Raw genomic sequence first — 22,799 nt, 5'->3', positions numbered from 1 at the left:
ATCCATTTGGCGAGCAAGAGTTCCATAAACACGCTGCTGTTCGATTTGGACGGCACTATAGTAGACACGAATGAGCTAATTATCCGCTCGTTTCTGGAATCGTTAAAGGGCGTCGTGCCGGATGATTTCTCCAGAGAGAATATTATTCCGAGCATGGGCCTGACGTTAACCGATCAGATGAAGCTGTTCTCCGGTTTGGACGATGTGGAGCATCTGGTAGCGGCTTATCGAAAGGTGAATCTCCAGTTGCACGATGAGCTGGTGAAACCGTTCGCCAATGTGGACGAGGTAATGAGCCGTCTCCACAAAGAAGGCTTCAAGATCGGGATCGTGACGACGAAAATGCGGTTTACGACCGAGAAGAGCTTAAAATTTGTCGGTCTGTACGATTATGTTAATGTAGACGCTATTGTAACGATCGACGATGTCAAACATGCGAAGCCGCATCCCGAGCCGGTATTGATGGCGTTAGAGAAGCTGGGCTCCTCTCCGGAGGAAACGTTGATGGTCGGCGACAGTCCCGTTGATATGCAATCCGCGAATGCGGCCGGCGTATTGTCAGTCGGCGTCGCCTGGTCGCTTAAGGGAGCGGAGAAGCTGAAGGAGAGCGGAGCAAAGCATGTCATCGACGACATGAGAGAGCTGTACGCCTTCGCGGGATTGGAGCGGGAGTAATTGCGGGACGTTGAGCGTTATCCGGTGGAAGGGCCCAATGCGTTGTGGCAAGTCTATTCCACGGTAAGCCGAACTAAAGCGGTGTGGAATTTCGTATGCATTCAAGCTGCCCGTTATTGTCCGAGCCTTCCGATAAAAAACTGGATTTATCGCCGCATGCTCGGGATGAAGGTCGGGCGTCATACGGCCTTTGCGCTGATGGTGATGGTCGATGTGTTTTTTCCCGAGCGGATTGAGGTCGGGGACAACACGATTATCGGTTACAACACGACGATTCTGACGCATGAATATTTAATCCGGGAATATCGGATCGGCCGCGTTCGGATTGGCTCGAATGTGATGATCGGCGCGAATACGACGATATTGCCCGGGGTGACGATTGGCGATCATGCCGTTGTGGCGGCAGGCTCGGTCGTATACAAGGATGTGCCGGCGCACGCATTTGTCGGCGGCAATCCGCTGCGGGACCTTCGGCGCGAAGCGCGCGCGGAGGCTGGAAGCGCGGCAGAGTGACGTGAGCCAGGGAGGCGGTAAGTGCTCCGCGTCCGTTAACATGCGCAAAGCCAATACCTGTGCATTTCTGCCTCATCTTGAGAGGAAGTCCATTCGGACTCCGGCAAAGATGAGGCTTTTTATGTGAAAAGGAGTGCTGATGCCGCCAAAGCAAAGAACCGCTTTAGCTGTTTATGCTTGTGATAATGAGGCATTCTAACGGCAACGGGGCAGCGTTCAACCTTGACGGGATCAAACACTTCGTGCTACTATCGACTAAACTCTTTATTTTGTTAGCATATTAACAAGTTGTCGCTTTAATATAATAAAGTATTTGAAGGTGGATGGAAAATGTCCAAACCAAAAGTGTTTGAGAAACCGATCGGTGTTAAAGATTATCTCCCCGGTGCAGTAGCAAGGCTCCGCAGCATTGAGCGCGACGTACTCGGCTGCATGCAAGGCTGGGGCTATGAGCAAATTATTACCCCAACGATGGAATTTTACGACACAGTCGGCGTGGCTAGCTCGACGAGCGATCAGAAGCTGTTCAAGCTGCTGAACAATCGGGGCACGACACTCGTGCTGCGTTCCGATATGACGGCGCCGATCGCACGCGTCGTTTCGTCTTTGTTGAAAGATACGGCATTTCCGCTCCGGCTTTCCTATCATGCCAACGTGTTTCGTTCGATTGAAGAGGAAGCGGGACGGGAAGCGGAGTTTTTCCAAACGGGCGTAGAGCTTGTCGGCGATGCTTCCGCTGAGGCGGATGCCGAGGTTGTGGCGCTTGCCATCGCTTCGCTGAAGGCTGCGGGCGTGGAACGTTTCAAAATCGCCATTGGGCATGTCGGCTTCCTGAACGGTCTGTTCGAAAAAGCGCTTGAAGGCCGTGTCGGAGAGCAGGAGCAGCTGAAAGCTTGCCTGCTTGGCCGCGACTATGTCGGCTATCGGGATCAACTGCGCAAGCTTTCGCTGACCGAGCCTGTGCAACGTGAGCTGGAGAGCATTCTCCGCCTGCGCGGCGGGCAGGAAATTTGCGATCAAGCGCTCGATCTGACGATTGACGAAACGGCGAAGGCCTCGATTCGTCATTTGTGCGAGATTTGGGACGTATTGAAAGCATACGGCGTATGCGAGCATGTGCTGATCGATCTGACGATGATCGGCGATTTCTCCTATTATACGGGCATGACGTTTGAGGGCTATGCGGCGGATCTGGGCTTCCCGGTCGTCAGCGGCGGCCGTTATGACAATTTGCTCAGCCAATTCGGACGTCCGGCGCCGGCAACCGGTTTTGCGTTAAAGACGACACGCATACTGGAGCTGCTTGGCAATCAGAAGGAGACAGCGGCTGCAGGCCGGATTCTGGTCGCTTATGACGCGAATGGCCGTGCGCAGGCGCTAGCCGAATCACAGCGTTTGAGAGCGCAAGGGCTGGCTGTTGTAACGGAGCGCATGGACGTTCAAACGGCAGCAGGCATTATGGAACTGGCTGCGAGCGCAAAGGCGCAGAGCGGAGACGTCGCGTCGTTCAAATATAAAGCAAATACATTTACAAAGCTGATCGCATTCGTCGACGGCTCGGAACGGACAGGAGGCAGCAAGGCGTGAGCGGAGCGGGAAAAGAAATTTTGAAAGTTGCAATGCCGAAAGGACGCATTTATAAGCAGGCATCTAAGCTGTTTCGGGAAGCGGGACTGCCGATTCCGAGCGATTTTGACGATACGCGCAAATTGATTATCGAGCTCCCCGAGGCGGGAATGGAATTTATTATGGCTAAGCCGGTTGATGTTCCGACTTATGTGGAGTACGGCGTAGCAGATATCGGAATCGTCGGCAAAGACGTTCTTATGGAAGAAAATAAAGATGTCTATGAGCTGCTCGATCTCGGTATTGCCAAATGCCGCATGTCGGTTATCGGACTGCCGGATTGGGAGCCGGTTATTAACCCGCGCGTCGCGACGAAATATCCGAGCGTAGCGTCGGCTTATTTCCGCGAGCTGGGCCAGCAAGTTGAAGTGATCAAGCTGAACGGCTCTATTGAGCTTGCACCGCTGATCGGCCTGGCTGACCGCATCGTCGATATGGTGGAGACGGGGCAAACGCTGCGCGAGAACGGTCTTGTGGAGATGGAAGAAATTTTCGGCATTACGAGCCGCTTGATCGCGAACCGGGTCAGCTACCGAATGAAAAACGATGCGATTCAAAGCTTGTGCGACAGACTGCAGGAAACGATAGCGTCGAAGGTATAGATAGCGTTAGCGTAAAGAAAGGGGAGAAACGGTATGCGTATAATGAGGCCGGAACAGTTTGGCTTGAAGCGCGAGGTGGAGTACGGCACGCCGGAGCAAAATGAAGCGGTCCGGAAAATCGTCGAAGGCGTCCGGACGGAAGGCGATGCGGCTTTGCTGCGTTATACAGAGCAGTTTGACCGCGTTGCTCTTGATGCGGCGTCGCTGCTTGTGACGCAAGAGGAAATTCAAGCGGCGTACGATAAGGTTGACGACGCTTTTCTAGCGGCGATTCGTGAAGCCGCGGTGAACATTCGGGTATTCCACGAGAAGCAGCTGCGCAACTCGTGGATGGATTTGCAGCCGGACGGGACGATGCTTGGGCAAATTTTGCGCCCGCTGAAGCGTGTCGGCGTCTATGTGCCCGGCGGCAAAGCGGCGTATCCATCGTCCGTGCTCATGAACGTCATTCCGGCTCAAGTAGCCGGCGTGCCGGAGATCGTTATGGTAACGCCGCCGGCTACTGGCGGCAAGGCGGGCATTGACCCGTATATTCTCGTTGCCGCCGCAGAAGCGGGCGTCAAGGAGATGTACCGGGTCGGAGGCGCTCAAGCGATAGCCGCATTGGCATACGGCACGGACACGATTGCGCCGGTCGATAAAATTTGCGGACCGGGCAACATTTATGTGGCGCTGGCGAAGCGCGCCGTATTCGGCGCCGTCGATATCGACAGCATCGCCGGCCCAAGCGAGATCGTAGTGCTTGCCGACGAAGCGGCAAACCCTTCCTATATTGCTGCCGACCTGCTGTCGCAGGCGGAGCACGATGAAATGTCGTCGGCGATTCTGGTAACGCCGTCGGAAGCGTTGGCGCAAGCTGTTGCCGCCGAAGTGGATCGCCAGCTGGCGACGCTGCCGCGCGAGCCTATCGCCCGCGCTTCCATCGACAACTACGGCGCGGTATTGCTCGTCGACTCTCTGGAAGAGGGCATTGACGTCATTAACCGGCTTGCACCGGAGCACTTGGAAGTGCTGACAGCCGATCCGATGAGCCTGCTCGGCCTGATTGAGAATGCTGGCGCGATTTTCCTCGGACCGTACAGCTCCGAGCCGGTGGGCGATTATTTTGCCGGCCCGAACCACATCATTCCGACGAACGGCACGGCTCGTTTCTCTTCGCCGGTTAATGTGGACGATTTCTTGAAAAAATCGAGTTTGATCTATTACAGCAAACAAGCGCTGCTCGCGAACGGTTCGAAAATTATGACGCTTGCGCGCCATGAAGGGCTCGAGGGGCATGCACGGGCGATTGAAGTCCGTCTGGAACAAGAAGGCAAGTAGAGGATCTGCGAATAATTGCGATAGAAAGAGGGATTGAAATGACAGAGCTTAACGGCGGGGCTTCGCGGAAAGCCGAGATCGCCCGTAAAACGAATGAGACTGACATTAAGCTGGCGTTTAACGTTGATGGAACCGGCGATGCAAAAATCGAGACGGATGTGCCATTTTTGAACCATATGCTCGATTTGTTCACCAAGCACGGCCAATTTGACCTGCATGTAGATGCGCGCGGCGACATTGAAATCGACGACCATCATACGGTTGAGGATATCGGCATTTGCCTCGGTCAAACGCTTCGCGAGGCGCTTGGCGACAAACGCGGCATCAAACGCTATGCGAGCGTATTCGTACCGATGGACGAGGCGCTTGCTCAAGTCGTGATCGACATTAGCAACCGGCCGCATTTCGAATACCGCGCGGAATATCCGTCGGCTCAAGTCGGCAGCTTCTCGACAGAGCTTGTGCATGAGTTTCTGTGGAAGCTTGCGCTGGAAGCGCGCATTACGCTTCATGTCATCGTTCACTATGGCAAAAACACGCACCATATGATCGAAGCGGTGTTTAAAGCGCTCGGCCGGGCGATTGACGAAGCGACAAGCATCGACCCACGCGTACAAGGAGTGCCTTCGACGAAGGGAGTTCTCTAATATGATCGCTATCATTGACTACGGGATGGGCAATCTGCACAGTGTAAGCAAGGCGGTAGAGCGCCTTGGTTATGAAGCGGTTATTACAGCCGATCCGGCTGTTATTGCAGCTGCGGAAGGCGCTATTTTGCCAGGCGTAGGCGCTTTTGGCGATGCGATGGACAATTTGCGGGAAACGGGACTGGATGCGGTGACGAAAGCTTACGCCGCTTCCGGCAAGCCGCTGCTCGGCATTTGCCTTGGCATGCAGCTGCTGTTCAGCCAGAGCGAGGAGCATGGCATTAATGAAGGGCTTGGGCTTCTTCCCGGCCAGGTTGTCCGTTTCCAAGGCGACTACAAGATTCCGCATATGGGCTGGAACAAGCTTTCGTTCAAACAAAGCGAAAGTCCGCTGTTCAAAGGGCTTGAAGAAGGCCATGTGTACTTCGTTCACTCTTTCCATGCGAAGCCGGAGCAAGCTTCCGATCTGCTGGCAACGACGGATTACTATCAACAGGTGACGGCGATTGTCGGTCGCGGCAACGTGTACGGCATGCAGTTTCATCCGGAAAAGAGCAGCGAGCTCGGCATGCAGCTGCTCGGCAACTTCCTGGCGCTGGCGGAGAAAGCGACACAGTAATGGCTGGTATCGCAACAGCGGCCGTACCCTGTATCGCTATGAACGCTTGAACGCTGTCGCTGCAACGCTAACGTAACGATTAACGAACCAGCTTCGCTAATTAGAGAAGGTAACTTCGCTCTTTGTTCGTCATTTGGCGGCGGGCAGCGAGATAGCGAAAGCTGCTTCGCAAATAGCGAAGCTGGTTTCCCTAATTGCGAAACTAATTTCGCTAATGCTCCTAAGTGGTGCGGAAACCGCTACATTAGCGAAAATTGATTCGTTAAACAGCGAACCTGGTTCGCTAAAGCGATAAAACGATGGTTTATGGTGAATTGCATAATGCAAACGGCGATCATAACGATTAACGTTCAACCATTAGCAACTCCGGCCGCTATGGCCGTTAATAGACTTTAATCAATCAAGAGAGGAGAGTGCAGCATGCTGGCAAAACGTATTATTCCGTGCTTGGACGTCAAAGACGGCCGCGTAGTGAAAGGCGTAAACTTCGTTAACCTGCGCGATGCCGGCGATCCGGTTGAGCTCGCAGCCACTTATGACCGAGAAGGCGCCGACGAGCTGGTATTTCTCGATATTTCGGCTTCGGTTGAAGGCCGCGCGACGATGATCGAGGTCGTCAAACGGACGGCTGGCGAAATTACGATACCGTTCACGGTCGGAGGCGGCATCTCTCATGTCGACGATATGAAAAGATTGCTGCGAGCAGGCGCCGATAAAATCGGCATCAATACCGCAGCAGTCCTCAACAAAGAGCTTGTGCGCGACGGCGCGCGCAAATTCGGCTCGCAGTGCATCGTGGTCGCGATCGACGCGAAATTCAATGAGGCATGGGGCGAATGGGAAGTATTCACGCACGGCGGCCGCAAGCCGACCGGCATTAAAGCGCTGGAGTGGGCCAGAACGGTCGAGCAGCTGGGGGCCGGCGAAATTTTGCTTACGAGCATGGACGCTGACGGCACGAAGGACGGTTTTGACCTGAAGCTGACGCAAGCGGTCTCGGACTCGCTGAGCATTCCGGTTATTGCTTCCGGCGGAGCGGGCCGCGTGGAGCATTTCGGCGACGTGTTCCAGCAGGCGCATGCGGATGCGGCGCTGGCGGCTACGATTTTCCACTACAAGGAAATGACGATTCGCGAGGTAAAAGACGACTTGCGGAAGAAAGGCGTGGAAATCCGATGACGGAGCAACAACAACTGGATGCGCAAAGCTTGTCCAAACAAATCAAATGGTCTGAGGACGGCCTTGTGCCGGCAATCGTCCAGGATGCGCAGAGCAAGGAAGTTCTGATGCTCGCCTATATGAACGAAGAATCGCTCAAGCTGTCTGTCGAGTCGGGCACGACGTGGTTCTGGAGCCGTTCGCGCAACGAGCTGTGGAATAAGGGCGCAACGAGCGGCCATACGCAGCAAATCCGTTCGATGTCCTATGACTGCGACGGGGACACGCTGCTGGTAAAGGTAAACCAAGCGGGACCGGCATGCCATACCGGCAGCTACAGCTGCTTTTTCAACCCGATTGACGTGCAAGGCGCTGTCGCATCGACAGCTTCCGAGGAAGCGGACCGCTTCTCCATTCTTGGCGATATCGAGGGTGTAATCGCACAGCGGTATGCGGAGCGTCCTGAGGGCGCATATACGACATACTTGTTCGAGAAAGGCCTCGACAAAATATTGAAAAAGGTTGGCGAGGAAGCGACCGAGGCGATCATTGCGGCGAAAAACGGCGACAATGACGAGCTCCGCTCCGAATCGAGCGACCTGATCTTCCATCTGCTTGTGCTGCTGCGCGAGCGGGGGCTTCCGCTGGACGATGTGATGAGCGAGCTGAAAGACAGACACGGCAAGCCGGCATCGAACAACGCAATGAGACGCGAGCAAGCGGGCGGCAAGTAAGCCGTCCTTGCGCTGGCCGGCCGACATGAGCTGCTTCACCTCTAATTCGGGTAACAGCAGTTCATTTTCGGTCGGCTTTCTGTTGTGCGCCGAGCGCTTCAAAATCAGCATCAATGGGACAATGCGGCATCAAGCAAGCGTCATAGGATGAAAGATGTCGTTTTTTATGAACAGGCGGGCAGAGAGAGTCGAAAATTGCCAAAGGCCGATTTTTGAATTATCGTAAAATCAATGTATAATGGTATTATAGAAAAGTCGAAACGGCTGACGCCTTATCGATTGGTGGCAGTTATTGGCGAGAGCTCGTACCCTGCACAGGTTGTCGGACTCATCGCATGGAATTTAATTTTATTGGTTTTAAAACGCTCAGGAGGGTATCATGTTAAGCGACAAGTTGCGTATTTTTTCGGGTTCGTCAAATCCGGTTTTGGCTCAAAAGATCGCGGAGGATTTGGGATTGACGCTCGGCGCTATCAAAATGTCCCGTTTCAAGAGCGGGGAAGTGTACGTTCACTACGAAGAAACGATTCGGAACTGCGACGTCTTTCTCGTTCAATCGTTCTCTCATCCGATCAACGAGCATTTTATCGAATTGCTCGTCATGATCGATGCTGCGAAACGGGCTTCTGCCAAGACGATCAATATTATTATGCCGTACTACGGGTACGCCCGTCAGGAACGGAAGGCTGCCCCGCGTGAGCCGATCTCGGCGAAAATGGTTGCCGACGTGCTGACGACGGTCGGCGCGAACCGGGTGCTTACGATCGATCTGCATGCACCGGCTATTCAAGGCTTCTTCAACATTCCGGTAGATCATATGACGGCGCTCGACCTGATCAGCGACTATTTGAAATCGAAGAACATTAAGAACCCGGTTGTCGTTTCTCCGGATGCGGGACGCGCTTCCACAGCGGAAAAGCTTGCGAACTACCTGGACACATCTTTTGCCATCATGATCAAAAAGCGTCCTGCGCACAATGAATCGTCCATTACGCATGTAATCGGCGATGTAGCGGGCCAAACGCCGATCATTATCGAAGACTTGATCGATACCGGCAACACGATCGTGAACGTAGTTGAAAGCTTGAAGGAACGCGGCGCGGAAGACGTTTACGTATGCGCAACTCATCCGTTGTTTTCCGGCAATGCCATTGAGCGTTTAGATCATCCAAATATTAAAGAAGTTGTCGTGACCGACTCCATTCTGATGCCGGACAATCATCCGGAACGCTTTACGGTTCTGTCGGTAGCGCCGCTGCTTGCGGAAGCGACAAGAATCATTATTGAAGGCGGTTCGATCAGTACGCTCTTCAAAAGCAATGGCGTATAACGTCTAATTTCATAGCAATCAGCGGAAAATCGCGGGCGGTTTGTATAACGTTCGCGATTTTCCCACATATTCTTTCGTGTTAGGAAAGTCGCTGCTATGGTATAATCGTAGAAACGACTGAGTGCGGTTTAAAACAGAAGATCGGGAGGTGCCTTGCGGGTGAAAGAGAAGAAACGAGCAGCCATAGATAAACGAACAAAAGTCATACCGGTACAATGGGACGCAACGTTCTTTTTCGAGAGGGCGGTCCGGTCACTGGATCGTTACCACTATGACAAGGCACTCAAGTATTTCCGCAGAGCTGTTGAATACGAGCCGGATAATCCGGTTAATCATTGCAACATGGCCGGTATTTTGTCTGAAATGGGCAATTATGACGAATCCAATCGCATATTGAATTGGATTCTCGAAGAACTTGATCCAACGATGACGGAATGCCATTTTTATATGGCTAACAATTTCGCCAACATGGAGCTGTACGAAGCTGCCGAAGACGCGCTCGTCCATTATTTGGAGGAGGATGCGGAGGGCCAGTTTCTTGATGAAGCGGAAGAAATGATGGAGTTGCTTCATTACGAGCTGGAGCGTCCGACGCGTCTGACGAACATTAAGTCCCGTGAAGGCATGCTGGAGCATGATCAAGCTCGCTTGCTGCTGGAGGAAGGGAAATTTGCCGAAGCGGTTCGCATTTTGGAGCAAATTATCGAAGCGCAGCCGGAGTTCTTGGCCGCCCGCAACAACTTGGCGCTTGCCTATTACTATATGGGCCTGTTCGACAAAGCGATGGACACGATTATCGAAGCGCTCGAGATCGAACCGGGAAATTTGCATGCGTTGTGCAACCTTGCGATTTTCTATCAGCATGCGAATGATAAGGACAGCTTGGCGCCTATCGTCGAGCTTCTTCGCAAAACGGTGCCGTTCCACCAGGAGCATGTGTTTAAACTGGCTACCACAATGGGTATCTTAGGAGAGCATGAGGCGGCTCACCGGCATTTTATCCGATTGCTGAAGGATACATCGCTGCCCCAGGATCCTTGCTTGTACCATTACGCAGCGGTTGCGGCGTGCAATATTGGTCGCTACAGCGAAGCGGAGCGGCTATGGAAGCAAGCGGCGAAGCTTGATCCGGATTCGGGTATTCCGCGCTATTACATGGAGCAGCTGGAGCTCGTCAAAGGCGGCGAGCATAACGCTTCGATCAGCTATCATTATCATTTGCCGTTTGAAGAGCAATTCAAGCTGTGGGAGAATTCCTCCGACGGCCTTCCTGACCATATGAAGCGGGACCCGCTTGTCCGTTCTTCGTTCTTCTGGGCGCTGCGGCACGGCGATCAGCATACGAAGCTGCAGGTTATCCAGGCGCTTGGCATGATTGCCGACAATGAGGTTAAAGATGTGCTTCGCTCGTTCCTCTTGGAAGAGCAAGAGGACGACTATTTGAAGCGCATCGCGATTTTTGTCCTTCGGACGATTGGCGTACAGGAGCCGCTTCGCGCAGTGCTGGAAGGCAAAGATACGGTTATTGAACCGAATCGCGTGCCGTCGAGACTGCCGGTCTGGGAAGACCGCTGGCAAGAAGTCGTCGAGACCGCTTTGATGCGCATGAATAAACATTACGATCTCGTACAGCAGCATGATTTGATGACGTTGTGGGTTGAGTTTCTATCCAGAGTGTACCCGGAAGTGCCGAAGCTTACGAAAGTAGAGAGCTGGGCGGCAGCGCTAGAATATTTGACAGCCAAAATGCATCGCCGTACGATTTCGTACCATGAAGTGTCGGTGCGTTACGGCACGTCGATTGCGACGATCAGCAAGAACGCCAAAAGGATCGACGAAGTGTGCGGCATCAAAGAAAAAATGAAGTCGCTCAGCTCCGTTTTCTCCCTTGCCGATTTAAATCCGGAATCGGAGTAGGAGCTGTTGGAATAACATAAGCGAGGTTTTCTCAAATAACCGAGCTAACCCTCTCCTCAACCATTACATGGTTGAGCGAGACAAACATAGAGGTGCCCGAGGTCGCGGAGCGGCCCTATCGTTCTGGAGAAGCGTTAGCGTTCGCTTTTGTCCTCGAATGGTCCCCTTAGGGGACATGTTCATGGCATTCGAGGACAATGGCGATCGGAAGAATGATAGGGATGCGCAGCGGCAATCGGAAGGCACCGTCACATTTTTCGAGGAGGCAAACCATGTACAAATCCATTATTATCGGAACCGGCCCTGCAGGCCTTACAGCCGCGATTTATTTGGCCCGTGCGAATATGAATCCGCTCGTTATCGAAGGTCCCGAGCCAGGCGGCCAGCTGACAACGACGACGGAAGTCGAGAACTTCCCAGGCTTTCCGGAAGGCATTATGGGACCTGATCTGATGGCGAACATGCGTAAGCAAGCGGAGCGTTTCGGCGCGGAGTTCGTTACCGGCTGGGTAAACAGCGTTGACATGTCCGAGCGTCCGTTCAAGCTTCAAGTTGAAGGCAAAGGCGAATATGTGGCCGAAACGCTCATTATCTCGACTGGCGCATCGGCGAAATATCTCGGCATTCCAGGCGAGAAGGACAATGTAGGCAAAGGCGTAAGCACATGCGCGACTTGTGACGGGTTCTTTTTCAGAGGGAAGAAGATCATCGTTGTCGGCGGCGGCGACTCCGCAATGGAAGAAGCAAGCTTCCTGACGAAGTTTGCTACGAACGTTGAGCTTGTTAACCGCCGCGAGGAGCTTCGCGCCTCCAAAATCATGCAAGACCGCGCTCGCGATAACGAGAAAATTAGCTGGAGCCTGAACCGTACGCCTGTTGAAGTTGTAGCGACAGGCATGGGCGTTACCGGCCTGAAGGTGCGCAACAATGAATCCGGCGACGAAGAGGTAATTCCAACGGACGGCATCTTTATCGCTATCGGCCATACGCCGAACACGAAGTTTTTGAACGGGCAAATCGATACCGACGAACACGGCTACATTAAAGTAAAGCCGGGCTCCTCGGAGACGAATGTACCGGGCGTCTTCGCTTGCGGCGACGTGCAGGACAGCAAGTATCGCCAAGCGATTACGGCTGCCGGCAGCGGCTGTATGGCAGCGCTCGACTGCGAGCGTTTCCTGGAGGGACACATTACTCAGGATTGGAGCCAGTCCAAGTAATTCCAAGGCGTAGTTTGAAACCCAATGATCGAAGCCCCTTTCCGCATCAGGACGGGGCTTTTTACTTGAAATGAGCGAGAGTGCCGTTATCTTGACCGAATTAGGGCGTTCGCTTATAGTTGGATACAGAGAAGATAACCTATTGACGAGGTGGCTAGCAATGTCTGAGAAGATTTACGTTGGCGTCGATATCGGCGGAACAGCAATTAAAGTCGGAATTTGTAATGAAGAAGGGGAGCTTCTTCATACGTATGAAGGTCCGACCGATACCGCTAAAGGAACCGATGCTATTCTGCAAAATATTGCGAACTACGCAAAGCATATTGTAGAGGAATCCCCATATAAGTGGGAACAAGTAGGCGGCGTAGGCGTGGGCATTGCCGGTTTCTTGGATATTCCGAATGGCATTGTGAAGTTTTCCGCTAACTTGAATATTGAAAACGTTAATCTTAAAGCGTACTTGGAAGAAGCGCTTAACGTGAAAGTGCTTGTCAACAATGACGCGAACGTTGCCGCTCTTGGCGAGGCATGGGCCGGCGCAGGCAAAGGCATTGATAACTGCGTGTGCTATACGCTTGGAACAGGCGTAGGCGGCGGTATCATTATCGGCGGCAAAATTGTCGAAGGCTTTGCCGGCATGGCTGGCGAGCTCGGACATATTTCGATCGTTCCGGATCTCGAAGCGATTCAATGCGGCTGCGGCAAAATGGGCTGCTTGGAAACTGTTTCCTCGGCTACGGGCATTATCCGTATGGCGAAAGACGCTGTTGAGCGCGGCGACCGGACAACATTGTCGCTCGTGGAGAATATTATGGCGAAAGACGTTGTTGACGCAGCGAAAGCAGGCGACGAAGTGGCGGCTCGTATTGTAAGCCGCGCTGCTTACTACCTCGGCAAATCAATGGCGGTTATGGCAGTTGTACTGAATCCAGAATGCTTTATTATTGGCGGCGGCGTGTCGAAAGCAGGCGAATTCCTGTTCGAGCAAATCCGCGAAGTATTCGAGAAATATACGCAAAATCAAGCGAAAGAAGGCGTGAAAATCGTAGCGGCAACACTGGGCAACAACGCTGGCGTAGTTGGCGCTGCCGGCTTAATTTTGCGCTCGTAGTTTTGCTGCCGGCTTATGCTTACGAAGCAAGTTTTGCTGCCAAATATAAGAATTTATAAGGTATACATTTATAAATAAGCTTATATTTCAACGCGAAACGAGACTCGCCGCATGACGGCGGCAGCCGTTTACGCTACGGCAAAACTTTTAAGGAGGACCCCTATGGAAACGGGAGCGATGTCGAAGCTTGTTATTATTACCGGGATGTCGGGCGCAGGGAAGACGATTGCCGTGCAAAGCCTGGAGGATCTCGGATTCTTCTGCGTCGATAATTTGCCTCCGGTGCTCATTCCGAAGTTTGCGGAGTTGATCGAGCAATCCAACGGTAAGATCGGGAAGGTTGCGCTCGTCATCGATTTGCGCGGACGGGAATTTTTCACGGCTTTATCGGAATCATTAACTTTTATTAGAGAGCACTCTACGATCAGTTGCGAAATTTTGTTTCTGGATGCGAAAGACGAAGTGCTTGTGCAGCGTTATAAGGAAAGCCGCCGCCGTCATCCGCTTAACCCGGAGGGCATGCCACTGGAAGGCATTCAGATGGAGCGCCGTATGCTGGAGGATCTGAAAGGCTCCGCTTCCCTCGTTATAGACACGAGCAGCATAAAGCCAGCCCAGCTGAAAGAGAGGATTGTTTCAAGGTTCAATCATATTGAGCAGAACAGCCTCACGGTCAATGTAACCTCCTTCGGCTTCAAATATGGCATACCGATCGATGCCGACTTGATTTATGACGTTCGCTTTTTGCCTAATCCGCATTATATCGAGCATTTGCGTCCGAATACCGGGCAAACTCCAGAAGTCTATGAGTATGTGATGAAATGGCCGGAGACGCAAACTTTTCTAACCAAGCTGATCGACATGCTGCAATTTCTTATTCCTCAGTATCATAAGGAAGGAAAAAGCCAGGTCGTAATCGGAATCGGCTGCACGGGCGGGAAGCACCGTTCGGTAGCGATTGCCGAATATTTGGGGCGTGTGCTCGGCAGCAGCGATACGGAGCGTGTCCGTGTCAGCCATCGTGATGCCGACAGAGATAAGCATTGACGAGGTGATTGGATGCAGAGCAGGCATAAAATAATGAGGCGCCCCAAAATCGTCGTAATCGGCGGCGGCACAGGCTTGTCGGTTATGCTTCGCGGGCTAAAGGAGAAGCCGCTGGATATTACGGCGATCGTAACGGTCGCCGACGACGGCGGCAGCTCCGGCATTCTCCGCAATGAGCTGCAAATGCCGCCGCCGGGCGATATTCGCAACGTTCTGATGGCGCTTGCAGACGCAGAGCCGCTGTTGACGGAAGTGCTGCAGTATCGTTTTAACAACGGTACCGGTTTGGCGGGCCATAGTTTGGGCAACTTAATGCTGGCGGCAATGAGCGATATTTCCGGCGATTTTGTAACAGGCGTACGCGAATTGAGCAAAGTGCTCGCCGTTCGCGGACAGGTGCTGCCCGCAGCGGGCCAAGCGATTGTGCTTAAGGCGGAAATGACCGACGGCTCTATTGTAGTAGGAGAGTCGCTTATTCCGAAATCAGGAAAGGTCATCAAGCGCGTGTTCATTGAACCGAGCGAGGTCGAGCCGCTGCCGGAAGCGGTAGAAGCAATCCAGCAGGCTGACGCGATTTTAATCGGTCCAGGCAGCTTGTATACGAGCATTATTCCAAACCTGCTTGTGCCGAAGCTGGCAGAGGCGATTTGCAAATCCGATGCGGTAAAACTGTTTGTCTGCAATGTCATGACGCAGCCCGGCGAGACGGACAATTATTCCGTGAGCGATCATTTGGAAGCGATTCATACCCATATTGGCCATCATTTATTTGATTACGTCATCGTAAACGACGGTGAAATTCCGCCGCAGGTTGAAGACAGATATGCGGAAATGGGCGCAAAAGCGGTCCATCTCGATTTGGATGAGGTGACGCGCAGAGGCTATCAGGTTATTGCTGACCGGCTTGTTCTTTTCCGAACTTTTCTAAGACATGATGCGGAACGACTAAGCCATCATATATATAAGCTAGTTGAAAATTGGATGCTCAGAAAGAGGTGAATAGTGATGTCATTTGCGGCGCAAACAAAAAAAGAACTTACATTGGTTGAGGCAGACGCTTGCTGCGAGCTTGCGGAGCTGTCTGCGCTTATCCGGATGAACGGTTCTGTCAGCTTATCCAGCCGCAAAGTCGTACTGGACATCTCCACGGAGAATGCGGCTATCGCGAGACGGATATACTCGCTCGTGAAGAAGCATTTCGATGTGCACACTGAGCTTCTAGTCCGGAAAAAAATGCGTCTCAAGAAAAATAATGTGTATATTGTCCGGATTCCGGCCAAAGTACAAGAAATTTTGAGCGAGCTGCGCATCGTTTCCGAAGGATTCGTTTTTAATCTGGGCATTAATAAAGACATTATACGCAAGCCTTGCTGCAAGAGGTCGTATTTGCGCGGTGCATTTCTGGCCGGCGGATCGGTTAATAACCCGGAGGGCTCCTCATATCATTTGGAAATTTCCTCGATGTACGAGGAGCATTGCGGCGCATTGGTGGAGCTGGCGAATAAGTTCGATTTGAACGCGCGTTGCATTGAGCGTAAGAAAGGCTTTATTTTTTACATCAAAGAGGGCGAGAAAATTATCGAACTGCTCAACATTGTCGGCGCGCATCAAGCGTTGTTTAAGTTTGAGGACGTCCGGATTATGCGCGACATGCGCAATTCGGTCAACCGGATTGTGAACTGCGAAACGGCGAACTTGAACAAGACGATCGGAGCTGCGGTACGGCAGATCGACAACATCAAGCTGCTGCAAAAGGAAGTCGGTTTGCACAACTTGCCGGATAAGCTGAAGGAAGTGGCGGAAATCCGGCTGCAGCATCCCGATATGAACCTGAAAGAGGTAGGCGAGCTGCTTAAAGGCAATGTCAGCAAATCGGGCGTTAACCACCGGCTGCGCAAAATTGATGAAATGGCTGAAAAAATACGTAATGCCTAGCCTTTTATCCTAGTGCAACCTTTGGTATAATGCTATAATAATGTACAAAAAGATTCAGTTCGCACTATTTATAATGACTTTGATATAGGGGGTATGGTTTCCATGACAAGGCTTCCGGTTGTCGTTCGTCTGAAAACGGGTCTTCATGCTAGACCAGCAGCACTTTTCGTTCAAGAAGCGAATAAATTTTCCTCTGAAGTATTTGTTGAAAAAGACGACAAAAAAGTGAATGCCAAATCGATTATGGGAATTATGAGCTTGGCGATTAGTTCCGGTACCGAAGTATTCATTAGCGCAGAAGGTTCGGACGCCGAGCAGGCTGTAAACGCTTTAGTTGCGCTCGTCAGCAAAGAAGAGCTGGAGAACCAGTAATTTTATCGATATTACGGTTATCGCCAGATTGAACCTAAAGGAACTGTTGAATGAAATCCGCTTGGGATTTGTTCGGCAGTTTTTTTTGTTTTGGTTGGTTTTGGGAGGGTCTTATTGTTAAGCAGGGATGTTAGTCGAAATGAAAAAACCGGCTGCACCGCCTCATTAGAGGACGGACGCAGCCGGTTTTATTGTTCTTTATTGAATTTTCTCGATGACTTTATCGACGAGGCCGTACTCTCTCGCTTCTTCCGCGCTCATGAAATAATCGCGGTCCGTATCGCGTTCGATGCGCTCAAGCGGTTGGCCGGAGCGATCGGCGAGAATGCCGTTCAGCTTATCGCGCATTTTGAGAATGCGGCGAGCGCGAATTTCAATGTCGCTTGCTTGGCCTTCAGCGCCGCCAAGCGGCTGGTGAATCATAACCTCGCTGTTCGGCAACGCGTAACGTTTGCCTTTTGCGCCGGCTGTGAGCAAGAAAGCGCCCATGGAAGCCGCCATACCTACGCAGATCGTAGATACGTCCGGTTTAATATATTGCATCGTATCGTAGATAGCCATACCTGCAGTAATCGAACCGCCAGGGCTGTTAATGTAGAGTGAAATGTCTTTCTCGGGATCGTCAGCCGCCAGAAACAGCATTTGCGCGATAATCGAGTTGGCCACGACATCATTGACGCCAGTGCCGAGGAAAATGATGCGATCCTTCAGAAGCCGCGAATAAATGTCATAAGCGCGCTCTCCGCGATTGTTCTGCTCAATAACCATAGGAACGAAATTCATGTCCAACGTAAGTCCCTCCTCGAAAATTACATGTATGATGGTGCCGTAATCCAATAATAGCCGAATGGCAAACAAAAGTCAAAGATAGTCAAAGTGATTGTTGAGGTCTTCTGAAAGTGGTGAAGTGGCAGTCGTTGTGCGTGCAAAGAACTCCGGGTGCGTTAGGGAGAGTAGAAGAAGGTTAATTAGTCGTTGTAAGGGCTTCTCGTTCCGTTAGGAGGTTGCCAGTGGACGGAAAGTGGCGGGCAGAGGGTGTGTAACGGATTCTGAGCCCGTTATAAGGCGGACAAGTTATGTTAGGTTATCGTAAAACACAAAAAAACCGCCCAACAGGGCGGCTTGTCATTTATAAAGTGGCGCGCCCGCTAGGAATCGAACCTAGATCTCAGGCTCCGGAGGCCTACGTCATATCCATTGGACCACGGGCGCAAATAAATAAATGGAACAGCAAAAATTAGTATATGCTATCCGAATGTAGAAATCAAGCAGTGGGAGAAAATTAAATTTGTGAAAATCGTGTCAGAAACCGTTTTCACGGGCAAATGTTCGCTTGCTAACTGTCACAATATTGTCTACAATAGGGGTGTGGGACTTAAATTGATTATATGGGACGTTTTGAGTCCAACAAGCAATAAGTTCCAATAAGCAGTAAGCCGATGGAGTGAAGAATAGAGGATGCGCCAGATTATTGAACTGCAGCAGCAGCTTCTCCCGGATTTGCTCGATGTGATGCGAACGAGGTACTCCATTCTGAATCAGGTCATGCTTTCCGATCTGATCGGCCGGCGAACGTTAGCTTCATCCTTATCTATGACGGAGAGAGTGCTGCGCGCCGAAACCGATTTTTTGAAATCGCAAGGCTTGCTGGAAATTCATTCGACGGGCATGCGGATAAGCGAAGCGGGGAAAAGGCTGTTAGAGCAGCTGGAGCCGTTCTACACGACGCTGTTTGGCTTATCTGAGCTGGAAGAGAAAATTCGCACCGCATTCGGATTAACGCAGGTCGTTATCGTGGCCGGGGATTCGGAGCAATCGGCTCAAACGAAAAAAGAGCTTGGCCGGGCAGCATGTCAGGTGCTTCGCAAAGCGATGGAGCCCAATGATGTGGTAGCTGTAACCGGCGGAACGACAATTGCGCAGGTAGCCAACCATCTAACGAGCGCAACGCCGCTGAAGAACAACTGGTTCGTGCCGGCGAGGGGCGGTCTCGGAGAGAGTCTTGATTACCAGGCGAACACGATCGCATCCAATATGGCTAAACGGACAGGAGCCAATTACAGGCTGTTGCACGTACCGGATCATTTGGGCGACGAGGCGTACGCATCGATGATGCAGGAGCCGAACATTCGCGAGATCGTCGAAGTCATTCGAAAAGCGCGAATTGTGGTGCACGGCATCGGAGACGCTAAAGTGATGGCCCGCAGAAGAAAGCTCAAACCGGAGCTGCTTGAGGCAATGACGGCTGACGGAGCGCTTGCCGAAGCATTTGGATATTATTTCGACCGGGACGGACGGGTCGTTCATCAAATGCAGACGGTAGGATTACGACTCGATGATATTGTGAAGACTGAAGTTGTTATCGGCGTCGCCGGCGGGAAGAGCAAGGGCGAAGCGATCGCGGCGGTCATGCGATTTGGGCATGATGACGTGCTGGTCGTTGATGAAGCGGCGGCAATGGAAATCGTCAGCATTATCGATCAAAAACAATAAAAGCAAATTTGTGTCTTAACGGTTTGCGGCGGTCGAATGGGATAGCTGCAAGACGTTTTGAAAATAGATTTTTATGTAATCAAAACTTAGGAGGAATTAACAATGGTTAAAGTTGGTATTAACGGATTTGGCCGTATCGGTCGTAACGTATTTCGCGCGTCCCTGAGCAACCCAGAAGTAGAAGTAGTAGCAGTAAACGATTTGACTGACACGAATACTCTGGCTCACCTGCTTAAATACGACACTACGCACGGTACGCTTGACGCAACTGTAGAAGCTAAAGAAGGCGCGATCATCGTTAACGGCCGCGAAATCAAAGTATTTGCAGAGCGCAACCCTGAGAACCTTCCTTGGGCTTCCGTAGGCGCTGAAATCGTTGTTGAATCCACTGGTATTTTCACAGCTAAAGAAAAAGCTGAGCTTCACTTGAAAGGCGGCGCTAAAAAAGTTATCATCTCCGCGCCTGCAACTAACGAAGACATCACAATCGTAATCGGCGTTAACGAAGACAAATACGACGCTGCTTCCCACACTGTAATCTCCAACGCTTCGTGTACGACTAACTGCTTGGCTCCATTCGCAAAAGTATTGAACGACAAATTCGGCATTGTTAAAGGCATGATGACGACTGTTCACTCCTACACGAATGACCAATCCGTACTGGACGTTCCACATAAAGACCTGCGCCGCGCTCGCGCTGCTGCAGAAAACATCATTCCTTCGTCGACTGGCGCTGCAAAAGCAGTATCCCTTGTTCTGCCAGAACTGAAAGGCAAACTGAACGGCATGGCTATGCGCGTTCCTACGCCTAACGTTTCCGTAACTGACCTGGTTGCTGAACTGAAAGTTAACGTTACAGTTGAAGAAGTTAACGCTGCATTCAAAGCGGCTTCCGAAGGCCCTCTGAAAGGCATCTTGAACTACAACGAGCTTCCGCTTGTATCGAGCGACTACAACGGCGACCCAGCTTCCTCCACAATCGACGCTTTGTCGACTATGGTTGTTGAAGGCAACATGGTTAAAGTTGTTTCCTGGTACGACAACGAGTGGGGCTACTCGAACCGCGTAGTTGACCTCGCTGCTTACATCGCTAGCAAAGGTCTGTAAGACTTAGTTCCCCTAATTAATTGCATGGAACGCTCGCATCCCGGATCGCTTTGATCCGGGATGCGCTTAGTCTGCAGCGCTCCCGGTAACGCGAGGGGCGAAGCGTATGGCGTTCCTTCTCCATGAAGGAACGCCGTTTTTATGTAATCAGTACTTAACATAGGCTAGTGCCGAATAAGCAACCAATCAGGAGGGTTACGATATGAATAAGAAAAGTGTTCGTGACGTAGAAGTATCCGGCAAACGCGTATTTGTGCGCGTCGATTTCAACGTGCCGCTGGAAGATGGTAAAATTACCGATGACAAACGGATTCGCGAAACGCTTCCGACAATCAATTTCCTGATTGAAAAAGGCGCTAAAGTTATTTTGGCGAGCCACCTGGGCCGTCCAAAAGGCGAAGTGGTTGAAGAGCTTCGTTTGACTCCTGCTGCTGTTCGTCTTTCCGAGCTGCTGGGCAAACCGGTTGTAAAAGCAAACGAATCGACTGGCGAAGCGGTAAAAGCGCAAATCGCCGCTCTGAACAACGGCGACGTGCTGTTGCTTGAAAACGTTCGTTTCCATGCTGGCGAAGAGAGCAACGATCCGGCATTGGCGCAAGCTTTTGCTGAACTGGCTGACCTGTACGTAAACGACGCATTCGGCGCTGCTCACCGTGCGCATGCTTCGACTGAAGGCATCGCTCATCATTTGCCAGCCGTATCCGGCCTTCTGATGGAGAGAGAGCTGGATGTACTGGGCAAAGCACTGAACAACCCTGAGCGCCCGTTCACGGCGATCGTAGGCGGTTCTAAAGTGAAGGACAAAATCGACGTTATCAACAAAATGATCGAAATCGCTGACAACATCATCATCGGCGGCGGTCTTTCCTATACGTTCTTCAAAGCGCAAGGCCATGAAATCGGCCAATCGCTCGTTGACAACTCGAAGCTGGATCTGGCTCTTGAGTTCATCGAGAAAGCAAAAGCGCAAGGCAAAAACTTCTTGATTCCTGTCGACATCGTTGTTGCTGACGACTTCAGCAAAAACGCGAACACGAAAATCGTAGACGTTGACGGCATTCCTGCTGATTGGGAAGGCATCGACATCGGTCCTAAAACGCGTGAAATTTACGCTGACGTCATCAAAAACTCCAAATTGGTTGTTTGGAACGGACCAATGGGCGTATTCGAAATCGAGCCGTTCTCGCACGGTACTCAAGCGGTAGCGAAAGCTTGCGCTGAAACTTCCGGTTACACGGTAATCGGCGGCGGCGACTCCGCTGCAGCTGCTGAGAAATTCGGCCTGGCCGACAAAATGAACTTCATCTCCACTGGCGGCGGCGCATCGCTCGAATTCATGGAAGGCAAAGCGCTCCCAGGCGTCGTTGCCCTGAACGATAAATAAGTAACCCCAACCAAGCGAATGCAGTTTGGTTGAAAAATATTTTTAGAGCATCGGTGAGTAACGGAGGGAAAGGTTGAGCTGGAGGAGCGTTAGCGTTCGCCTTTGTTTGAGGATTTCAACCGCGATGCGGGTGTGTAATGTAGAAATCCGAAAACAACAGCGACCGGAAGTCCAACCTTTTTCGAAGTTACGAACCACGCGCTCTATCATCATTTTTTCAAGGAGGCAAACAAATGAGCAGAACACCAATCATCGCAGGCAACTGGAAAATGTTCAAAACCGTATCTGAAGCGGTCTCTTTCTTCTCCGAAGTGAAAGGCGCAGCAGAGGTTAACGGCGTAGAGAGCGTTATCTGCGCTCCATACACAACGCTTCCGGCACTGGTTGAAGCGGCAAAAGGCACGTCGATCGCAATCGGCGCACAAAACCTTCACTTCGAAGATAACGGCGCATTCACAGGCGAAATCAGCGGCGTAATGCTGAAAGATCTCGGCGTGAAATACGTAATCATCGGCCATTCCGAGCGTCGCGCTTACTTCGCAGAGACGGACGAAATCGTAAACAAAAAGACGCATGCTGCATTCAAACACGGCTTGACGCCAATCGTTTGCGTAGGCGAGCACCTCGAAGAGCGCGAAGCGAACCAAACGAAAGATGTTGTTAAAGTGCAAACGGAAGCAGCTTTCCAAGGCCTTTCCGCAGCTCAAGCAGCTGAAGTCGTTATCGCTTACGAGCCAATCTGGGCGATCGGCACTGGCAAATCTTCGACTTCCGAAGATGCGCAAGACGTTATCGGCTACATCCGCGGCGTTGTTGCAGGCCTTTACGACCAAGCAACTGCTGATGCAGTACGCATCCAATACGGCGGCAGCGTGAAGCCAAACAACGTGGCTGAGTACATGGGTCAAGCAGACATCGACGGCGCTCTTGTCGGCGGCGCGAGCCTTGAGCCAGCATCGTACATCGCTCTCGCCCGGGGGGCCAAGTAA

Annotated in this window: 23 protein-coding genes and 1 tRNA gene; 21 read left to right on the top strand and 3 right to left on the bottom strand. The window is 51.8% G+C overall.

Annotated elements, in window-relative coordinates:
- The first annotated feature begins 6 nt into the window (after positions 1-6).
- From ppaX to hisH, 7 genes are all read left to right on the top strand, one after another.
- Positions 7-675 carry a pyrophosphatase PpaX gene (gene ppaX, locus GOM71_RS03305; RefSeq protein ID WP_156278326.1) on the top strand — a complete coding sequence of 223 codons (669 nt, stop codon included), beginning with the start codon at positions 7-9 and terminating at the stop codon, positions 673-675.
- A complete protein-coding gene (locus GOM71_RS03300; RefSeq protein WP_156278325.1) occupies positions 676-1,188 on the top strand; it encodes an acyltransferase in 513 nt (170 codons plus the stop codon).
- A gap of 330 nt (positions 1,189-1,518) precedes the next feature.
- A complete protein-coding gene (locus GOM71_RS03295; RefSeq protein ID WP_156278324.1) occupies positions 1,519-2,775 on the top strand; it encodes an ATP phosphoribosyltransferase regulatory subunit in 1,257 nt (418 codons plus the stop codon).
- Positions 2,776-2,807: 32 nt separating this feature from the next.
- Positions 2,808-3,416: an ATP phosphoribosyltransferase gene (hisG, locus tag GOM71_RS03290; RefSeq protein ID WP_156278353.1), complete on the top strand. Its 609-nt coding sequence runs from the start codon at positions 2,808-2,810 to the stop codon at positions 3,414-3,416.
- A 33-nt stretch (positions 3,417-3,449) separates the two neighbouring features.
- Complete coding sequence (gene hisD / locus GOM71_RS03285) at positions 3,450-4,736, top strand: histidinol dehydrogenase (RefSeq protein WP_156278323.1); 1,287 nt, start codon at positions 3,450-3,452, stop codon at positions 4,734-4,736.
- 38 nt (positions 4,737-4,774) lie between these two features.
- Positions 4,775-5,383: an imidazoleglycerol-phosphate dehydratase HisB gene (hisB, locus tag GOM71_RS03280; protein ID WP_156278322.1), complete on the top strand. Its 609-nt coding sequence runs from the start codon at positions 4,775-4,777 to the stop codon at positions 5,381-5,383.
- Between the two features lies 1 nt (position 5,384).
- On the top strand, positions 5,385-6,002 hold the full coding sequence (hisH, locus tag GOM71_RS03275; RefSeq protein ID WP_156278321.1) for an imidazole glycerol phosphate synthase subunit HisH: 618 nt from the start codon (positions 5,385-5,387) through the stop codon (positions 6,000-6,002).
- A gap of 129 nt (positions 6,003-6,131) precedes the next feature.
- Here the strand turns inward: hisH and GOM71_RS23705 are convergent, their stop codons facing one another.
- On the bottom strand, positions 6,132-6,356 hold the full coding sequence (locus tag GOM71_RS23705) for a hypothetical protein (RefSeq protein ID WP_173275143.1): 225 nt from the start codon (positions 6,354-6,356) through the stop codon (positions 6,132-6,134).
- Between the two features lie 66 nt (positions 6,357-6,422).
- Here GOM71_RS23705 and hisF point away from each other — a divergent pair, with 66 nt between their 5' ends.
- The 10 genes from hisF (at position 6,423) to GOM71_RS03225 (ending at position 16,826) form a co-directional block, all read left to right on the top strand.
- Entirely contained in the window at positions 6,423-7,181 is a 759-nt protein-coding gene (hisF, locus tag GOM71_RS03270) for an imidazole glycerol phosphate synthase subunit HisF (RefSeq protein WP_156278320.1), read from the top strand.
- Entirely contained in the window at positions 7,178-7,894 is a 717-nt protein-coding gene (gene hisIE, locus GOM71_RS03265) for a bifunctional phosphoribosyl-AMP cyclohydrolase/phosphoribosyl-ATP diphosphatase HisIE (RefSeq protein WP_156278319.1), read from the top strand. The genes hisF and hisIE overlap by 4 nt, the downstream gene beginning before the upstream one ends.
- Before the next feature lie 379 nt (positions 7,895-8,273).
- Positions 8,274-9,224 (top strand): ribose-phosphate diphosphokinase, encoded by a 951-nt coding sequence (locus GOM71_RS03260; protein WP_156278318.1) that lies wholly within the window; start codon positions 8,274-8,276, stop codon positions 9,222-9,224.
- 159 nt (positions 9,225-9,383) lie between these two features.
- Positions 9,384-11,141, top strand: a complete 1,758-nt coding sequence (locus GOM71_RS03255) for a tetratricopeptide repeat protein (RefSeq protein WP_367649446.1) — start codon at positions 9,384-9,386, stop codon at positions 11,139-11,141.
- 272 nt (positions 11,142-11,413) lie between these two features.
- Positions 11,414-12,361: a thioredoxin-disulfide reductase gene (gene trxB, locus GOM71_RS03250; RefSeq protein WP_156278316.1), complete on the top strand. Its 948-nt coding sequence runs from the start codon at positions 11,414-11,416 to the stop codon at positions 12,359-12,361.
- Positions 12,362-12,521: 160 nt separating this feature from the next.
- Positions 12,522-13,472: an ROK family glucokinase gene (locus tag GOM71_RS03245; protein ID WP_156278315.1), complete on the top strand. Its 951-nt coding sequence runs from the start codon at positions 12,522-12,524 to the stop codon at positions 13,470-13,472.
- Between the two features lie 162 nt (positions 13,473-13,634).
- Entirely contained in the window at positions 13,635-14,519 is an 885-nt protein-coding gene (rapZ, locus tag GOM71_RS03240) for an RNase adapter RapZ (protein WP_156278314.1), read from the top strand.
- 33 nt (positions 14,520-14,552) lie between these two features.
- Positions 14,553-15,518: a gluconeogenesis factor YvcK family protein gene (locus GOM71_RS03235; protein ID WP_301539599.1), complete on the top strand. Its 966-nt coding sequence runs from the start codon at positions 14,553-14,555 to the stop codon at positions 15,516-15,518.
- A gap of 6 nt (positions 15,519-15,524) precedes the next feature.
- Positions 15,525-16,454 (top strand): DNA-binding protein WhiA, encoded by a 930-nt coding sequence (gene whiA / locus GOM71_RS03230; protein ID WP_156278312.1) that lies wholly within the window; start codon positions 15,525-15,527, stop codon positions 16,452-16,454.
- 102 nt (positions 16,455-16,556) lie between these two features.
- Positions 16,557-16,826, top strand: a complete 270-nt coding sequence (locus tag GOM71_RS03225) for an HPr family phosphocarrier protein (protein ID WP_042168817.1) — start codon at positions 16,557-16,559, stop codon at positions 16,824-16,826.
- 198 nt (positions 16,827-17,024) lie between these two features.
- Here GOM71_RS03225 and clpP read toward each other — a convergent pair whose 3' ends face one another.
- Together clpP and GOM71_RS03215 are read right to left on the bottom strand one after the other, a co-directional pair.
- Positions 17,025-17,609, bottom strand: coding sequence for an ATP-dependent Clp endopeptidase proteolytic subunit ClpP (gene clpP, locus GOM71_RS03220; protein WP_173275154.1), 585 nt, complete (start codon positions 17,607-17,609; stop codon positions 17,025-17,027).
- A gap of 354 nt (positions 17,610-17,963) precedes the next feature.
- Positions 17,964-18,038, bottom strand: a tRNA-Arg gene (locus GOM71_RS03215).
- Between the two features lie 246 nt (positions 18,039-18,284).
- On the opposite strand from GOM71_RS03215, the gene GOM71_RS03210 reads away from it, so the two are divergent.
- The 4 genes from GOM71_RS03210 to tpiA all read left to right on the top strand — a co-directional run bounded on the left by GOM71_RS03210 (position 18,285) and on the right by tpiA (position 22,799).
- Positions 18,285-19,319: a sugar-binding transcriptional regulator gene (locus GOM71_RS03210; RefSeq protein WP_156278310.1), complete on the top strand. Its 1,035-nt coding sequence runs from the start codon at positions 18,285-18,287 to the stop codon at positions 19,317-19,319.
- 102 nt (positions 19,320-19,421) lie between these two features.
- Positions 19,422-20,426 carry a type I glyceraldehyde-3-phosphate dehydrogenase gene (gene gap, locus GOM71_RS03205; RefSeq protein WP_156278309.1) on the top strand — a complete coding sequence of 335 codons (1,005 nt, stop codon included), beginning with the start codon at positions 19,422-19,424 and terminating at the stop codon, positions 20,424-20,426.
- A 202-nt stretch (positions 20,427-20,628) separates the two neighbouring features.
- Positions 20,629-21,810 (top strand): phosphoglycerate kinase, encoded by a 1,182-nt coding sequence (locus GOM71_RS03200; RefSeq protein WP_156278308.1) that lies wholly within the window; start codon positions 20,629-20,631, stop codon positions 21,808-21,810.
- 233 nt (positions 21,811-22,043) lie between these two features.
- Positions 22,044-22,799, top strand: a complete 756-nt coding sequence (gene tpiA / locus GOM71_RS03195; protein WP_156278307.1) for a triose-phosphate isomerase — start codon at positions 22,044-22,046, stop codon at positions 22,797-22,799.

This window comes from Paenibacillus sp. NEAU-GSW1 (assembly GCF_009737085.1).
Classification (GTDB): domain Bacteria; phylum Bacillota; class Bacilli; order Paenibacillales; family Paenibacillaceae; genus Pristimantibacillus.
Note: the sequence above shows the minus strand (reverse complement) of the source record. Positions and strands in the feature narration are given on the sequence as shown.

Excerpts from the sequence above, each read along its gene's own strand:
- GOM71_RS03200 (WP_156278308.1), top strand. The coding sequence starts at position 20,629 with ATGAATAAGAAAAGTGTTCGTGACGTAGAAGTATCCGGCAAACGCGTA.
- hisD (WP_156278323.1), top strand. The coding sequence starts at position 3,450 with ATGCGTATAATGAGGCCGGAACAGTTTGGCTTGAAGCGCGAGGTGGAG.
- hisF (WP_156278320.1), top strand. The coding sequence starts at position 6,423 with ATGCTGGCAAAACGTATTATTCCGTGCTTGGACGTCAAAGACGGCCGC.
- trxB (WP_156278316.1), top strand. The coding sequence starts at position 11,414 with ATGTACAAATCCATTATTATCGGAACCGGCCCTGCAGGCCTTACAGCC.
- GOM71_RS03260 (WP_156278318.1), top strand. The coding sequence starts at position 8,274 with ATGTTAAGCGACAAGTTGCGTATTTTTTCGGGTTCGTCAAATCCGGTT.
- tpiA (WP_156278307.1), top strand. The coding sequence starts at position 22,044 with ATGAGCAGAACACCAATCATCGCAGGCAACTGGAAAATGTTCAAAACC.
- GOM71_RS03295 (WP_156278324.1), top strand. The coding sequence starts at position 1,519 with ATGTCCAAACCAAAAGTGTTTGAGAAACCGATCGGTGTTAAAGATTAT.
- hisH (WP_156278321.1), top strand. The coding sequence starts at position 5,385 with ATGATCGCTATCATTGACTACGGGATGGGCAATCTGCACAGTGTAAGC.
- gap (WP_156278309.1), top strand. The coding sequence starts at position 19,422 with ATGGTTAAAGTTGGTATTAACGGATTTGGCCGTATCGGTCGTAACGTA.
- hisIE (WP_156278319.1), top strand. The coding sequence starts at position 7,178 with ATGACGGAGCAACAACAACTGGATGCGCAAAGCTTGTCCAAACAAATC.
- GOM71_RS03245 (WP_156278315.1), top strand. The coding sequence starts at position 12,522 with ATGTCTGAGAAGATTTACGTTGGCGTCGATATCGGCGGAACAGCAATT.
- GOM71_RS03210 (WP_156278310.1), top strand. The coding sequence starts at position 18,285 with ATGCGCCAGATTATTGAACTGCAGCAGCAGCTTCTCCCGGATTTGCTC.
- hisG (WP_156278353.1), top strand. The coding sequence starts at position 2,808 with ATGCCGAAAGGACGCATTTATAAGCAGGCATCTAAGCTGTTTCGGGAA.
- GOM71_RS03235 (WP_301539599.1), top strand. The coding sequence starts at position 14,553 with ATGAGGCGCCCCAAAATCGTCGTAATCGGCGGCGGCACAGGCTTGTCG.
- whiA (WP_156278312.1), top strand. The coding sequence starts at position 15,525 with ATGTCATTTGCGGCGCAAACAAAAAAAGAACTTACATTGGTTGAGGCA.
- hisB (WP_156278322.1), top strand. The coding sequence starts at position 4,775 with ATGACAGAGCTTAACGGCGGGGCTTCGCGGAAAGCCGAGATCGCCCGT.
- GOM71_RS03225 (WP_042168817.1), top strand. The coding sequence starts at position 16,557 with ATGACAAGGCTTCCGGTTGTCGTTCGTCTGAAAACGGGTCTTCATGCT.
- clpP (WP_173275154.1), bottom strand. The coding sequence starts at position 17,609 with ATGAATTTCGTTCCTATGGTTATTGAGCAGAACAATCGCGGAGAGCGC.
- rapZ (WP_156278314.1), top strand. The coding sequence starts at position 13,635 with ATGGAAACGGGAGCGATGTCGAAGCTTGTTATTATTACCGGGATGTCG.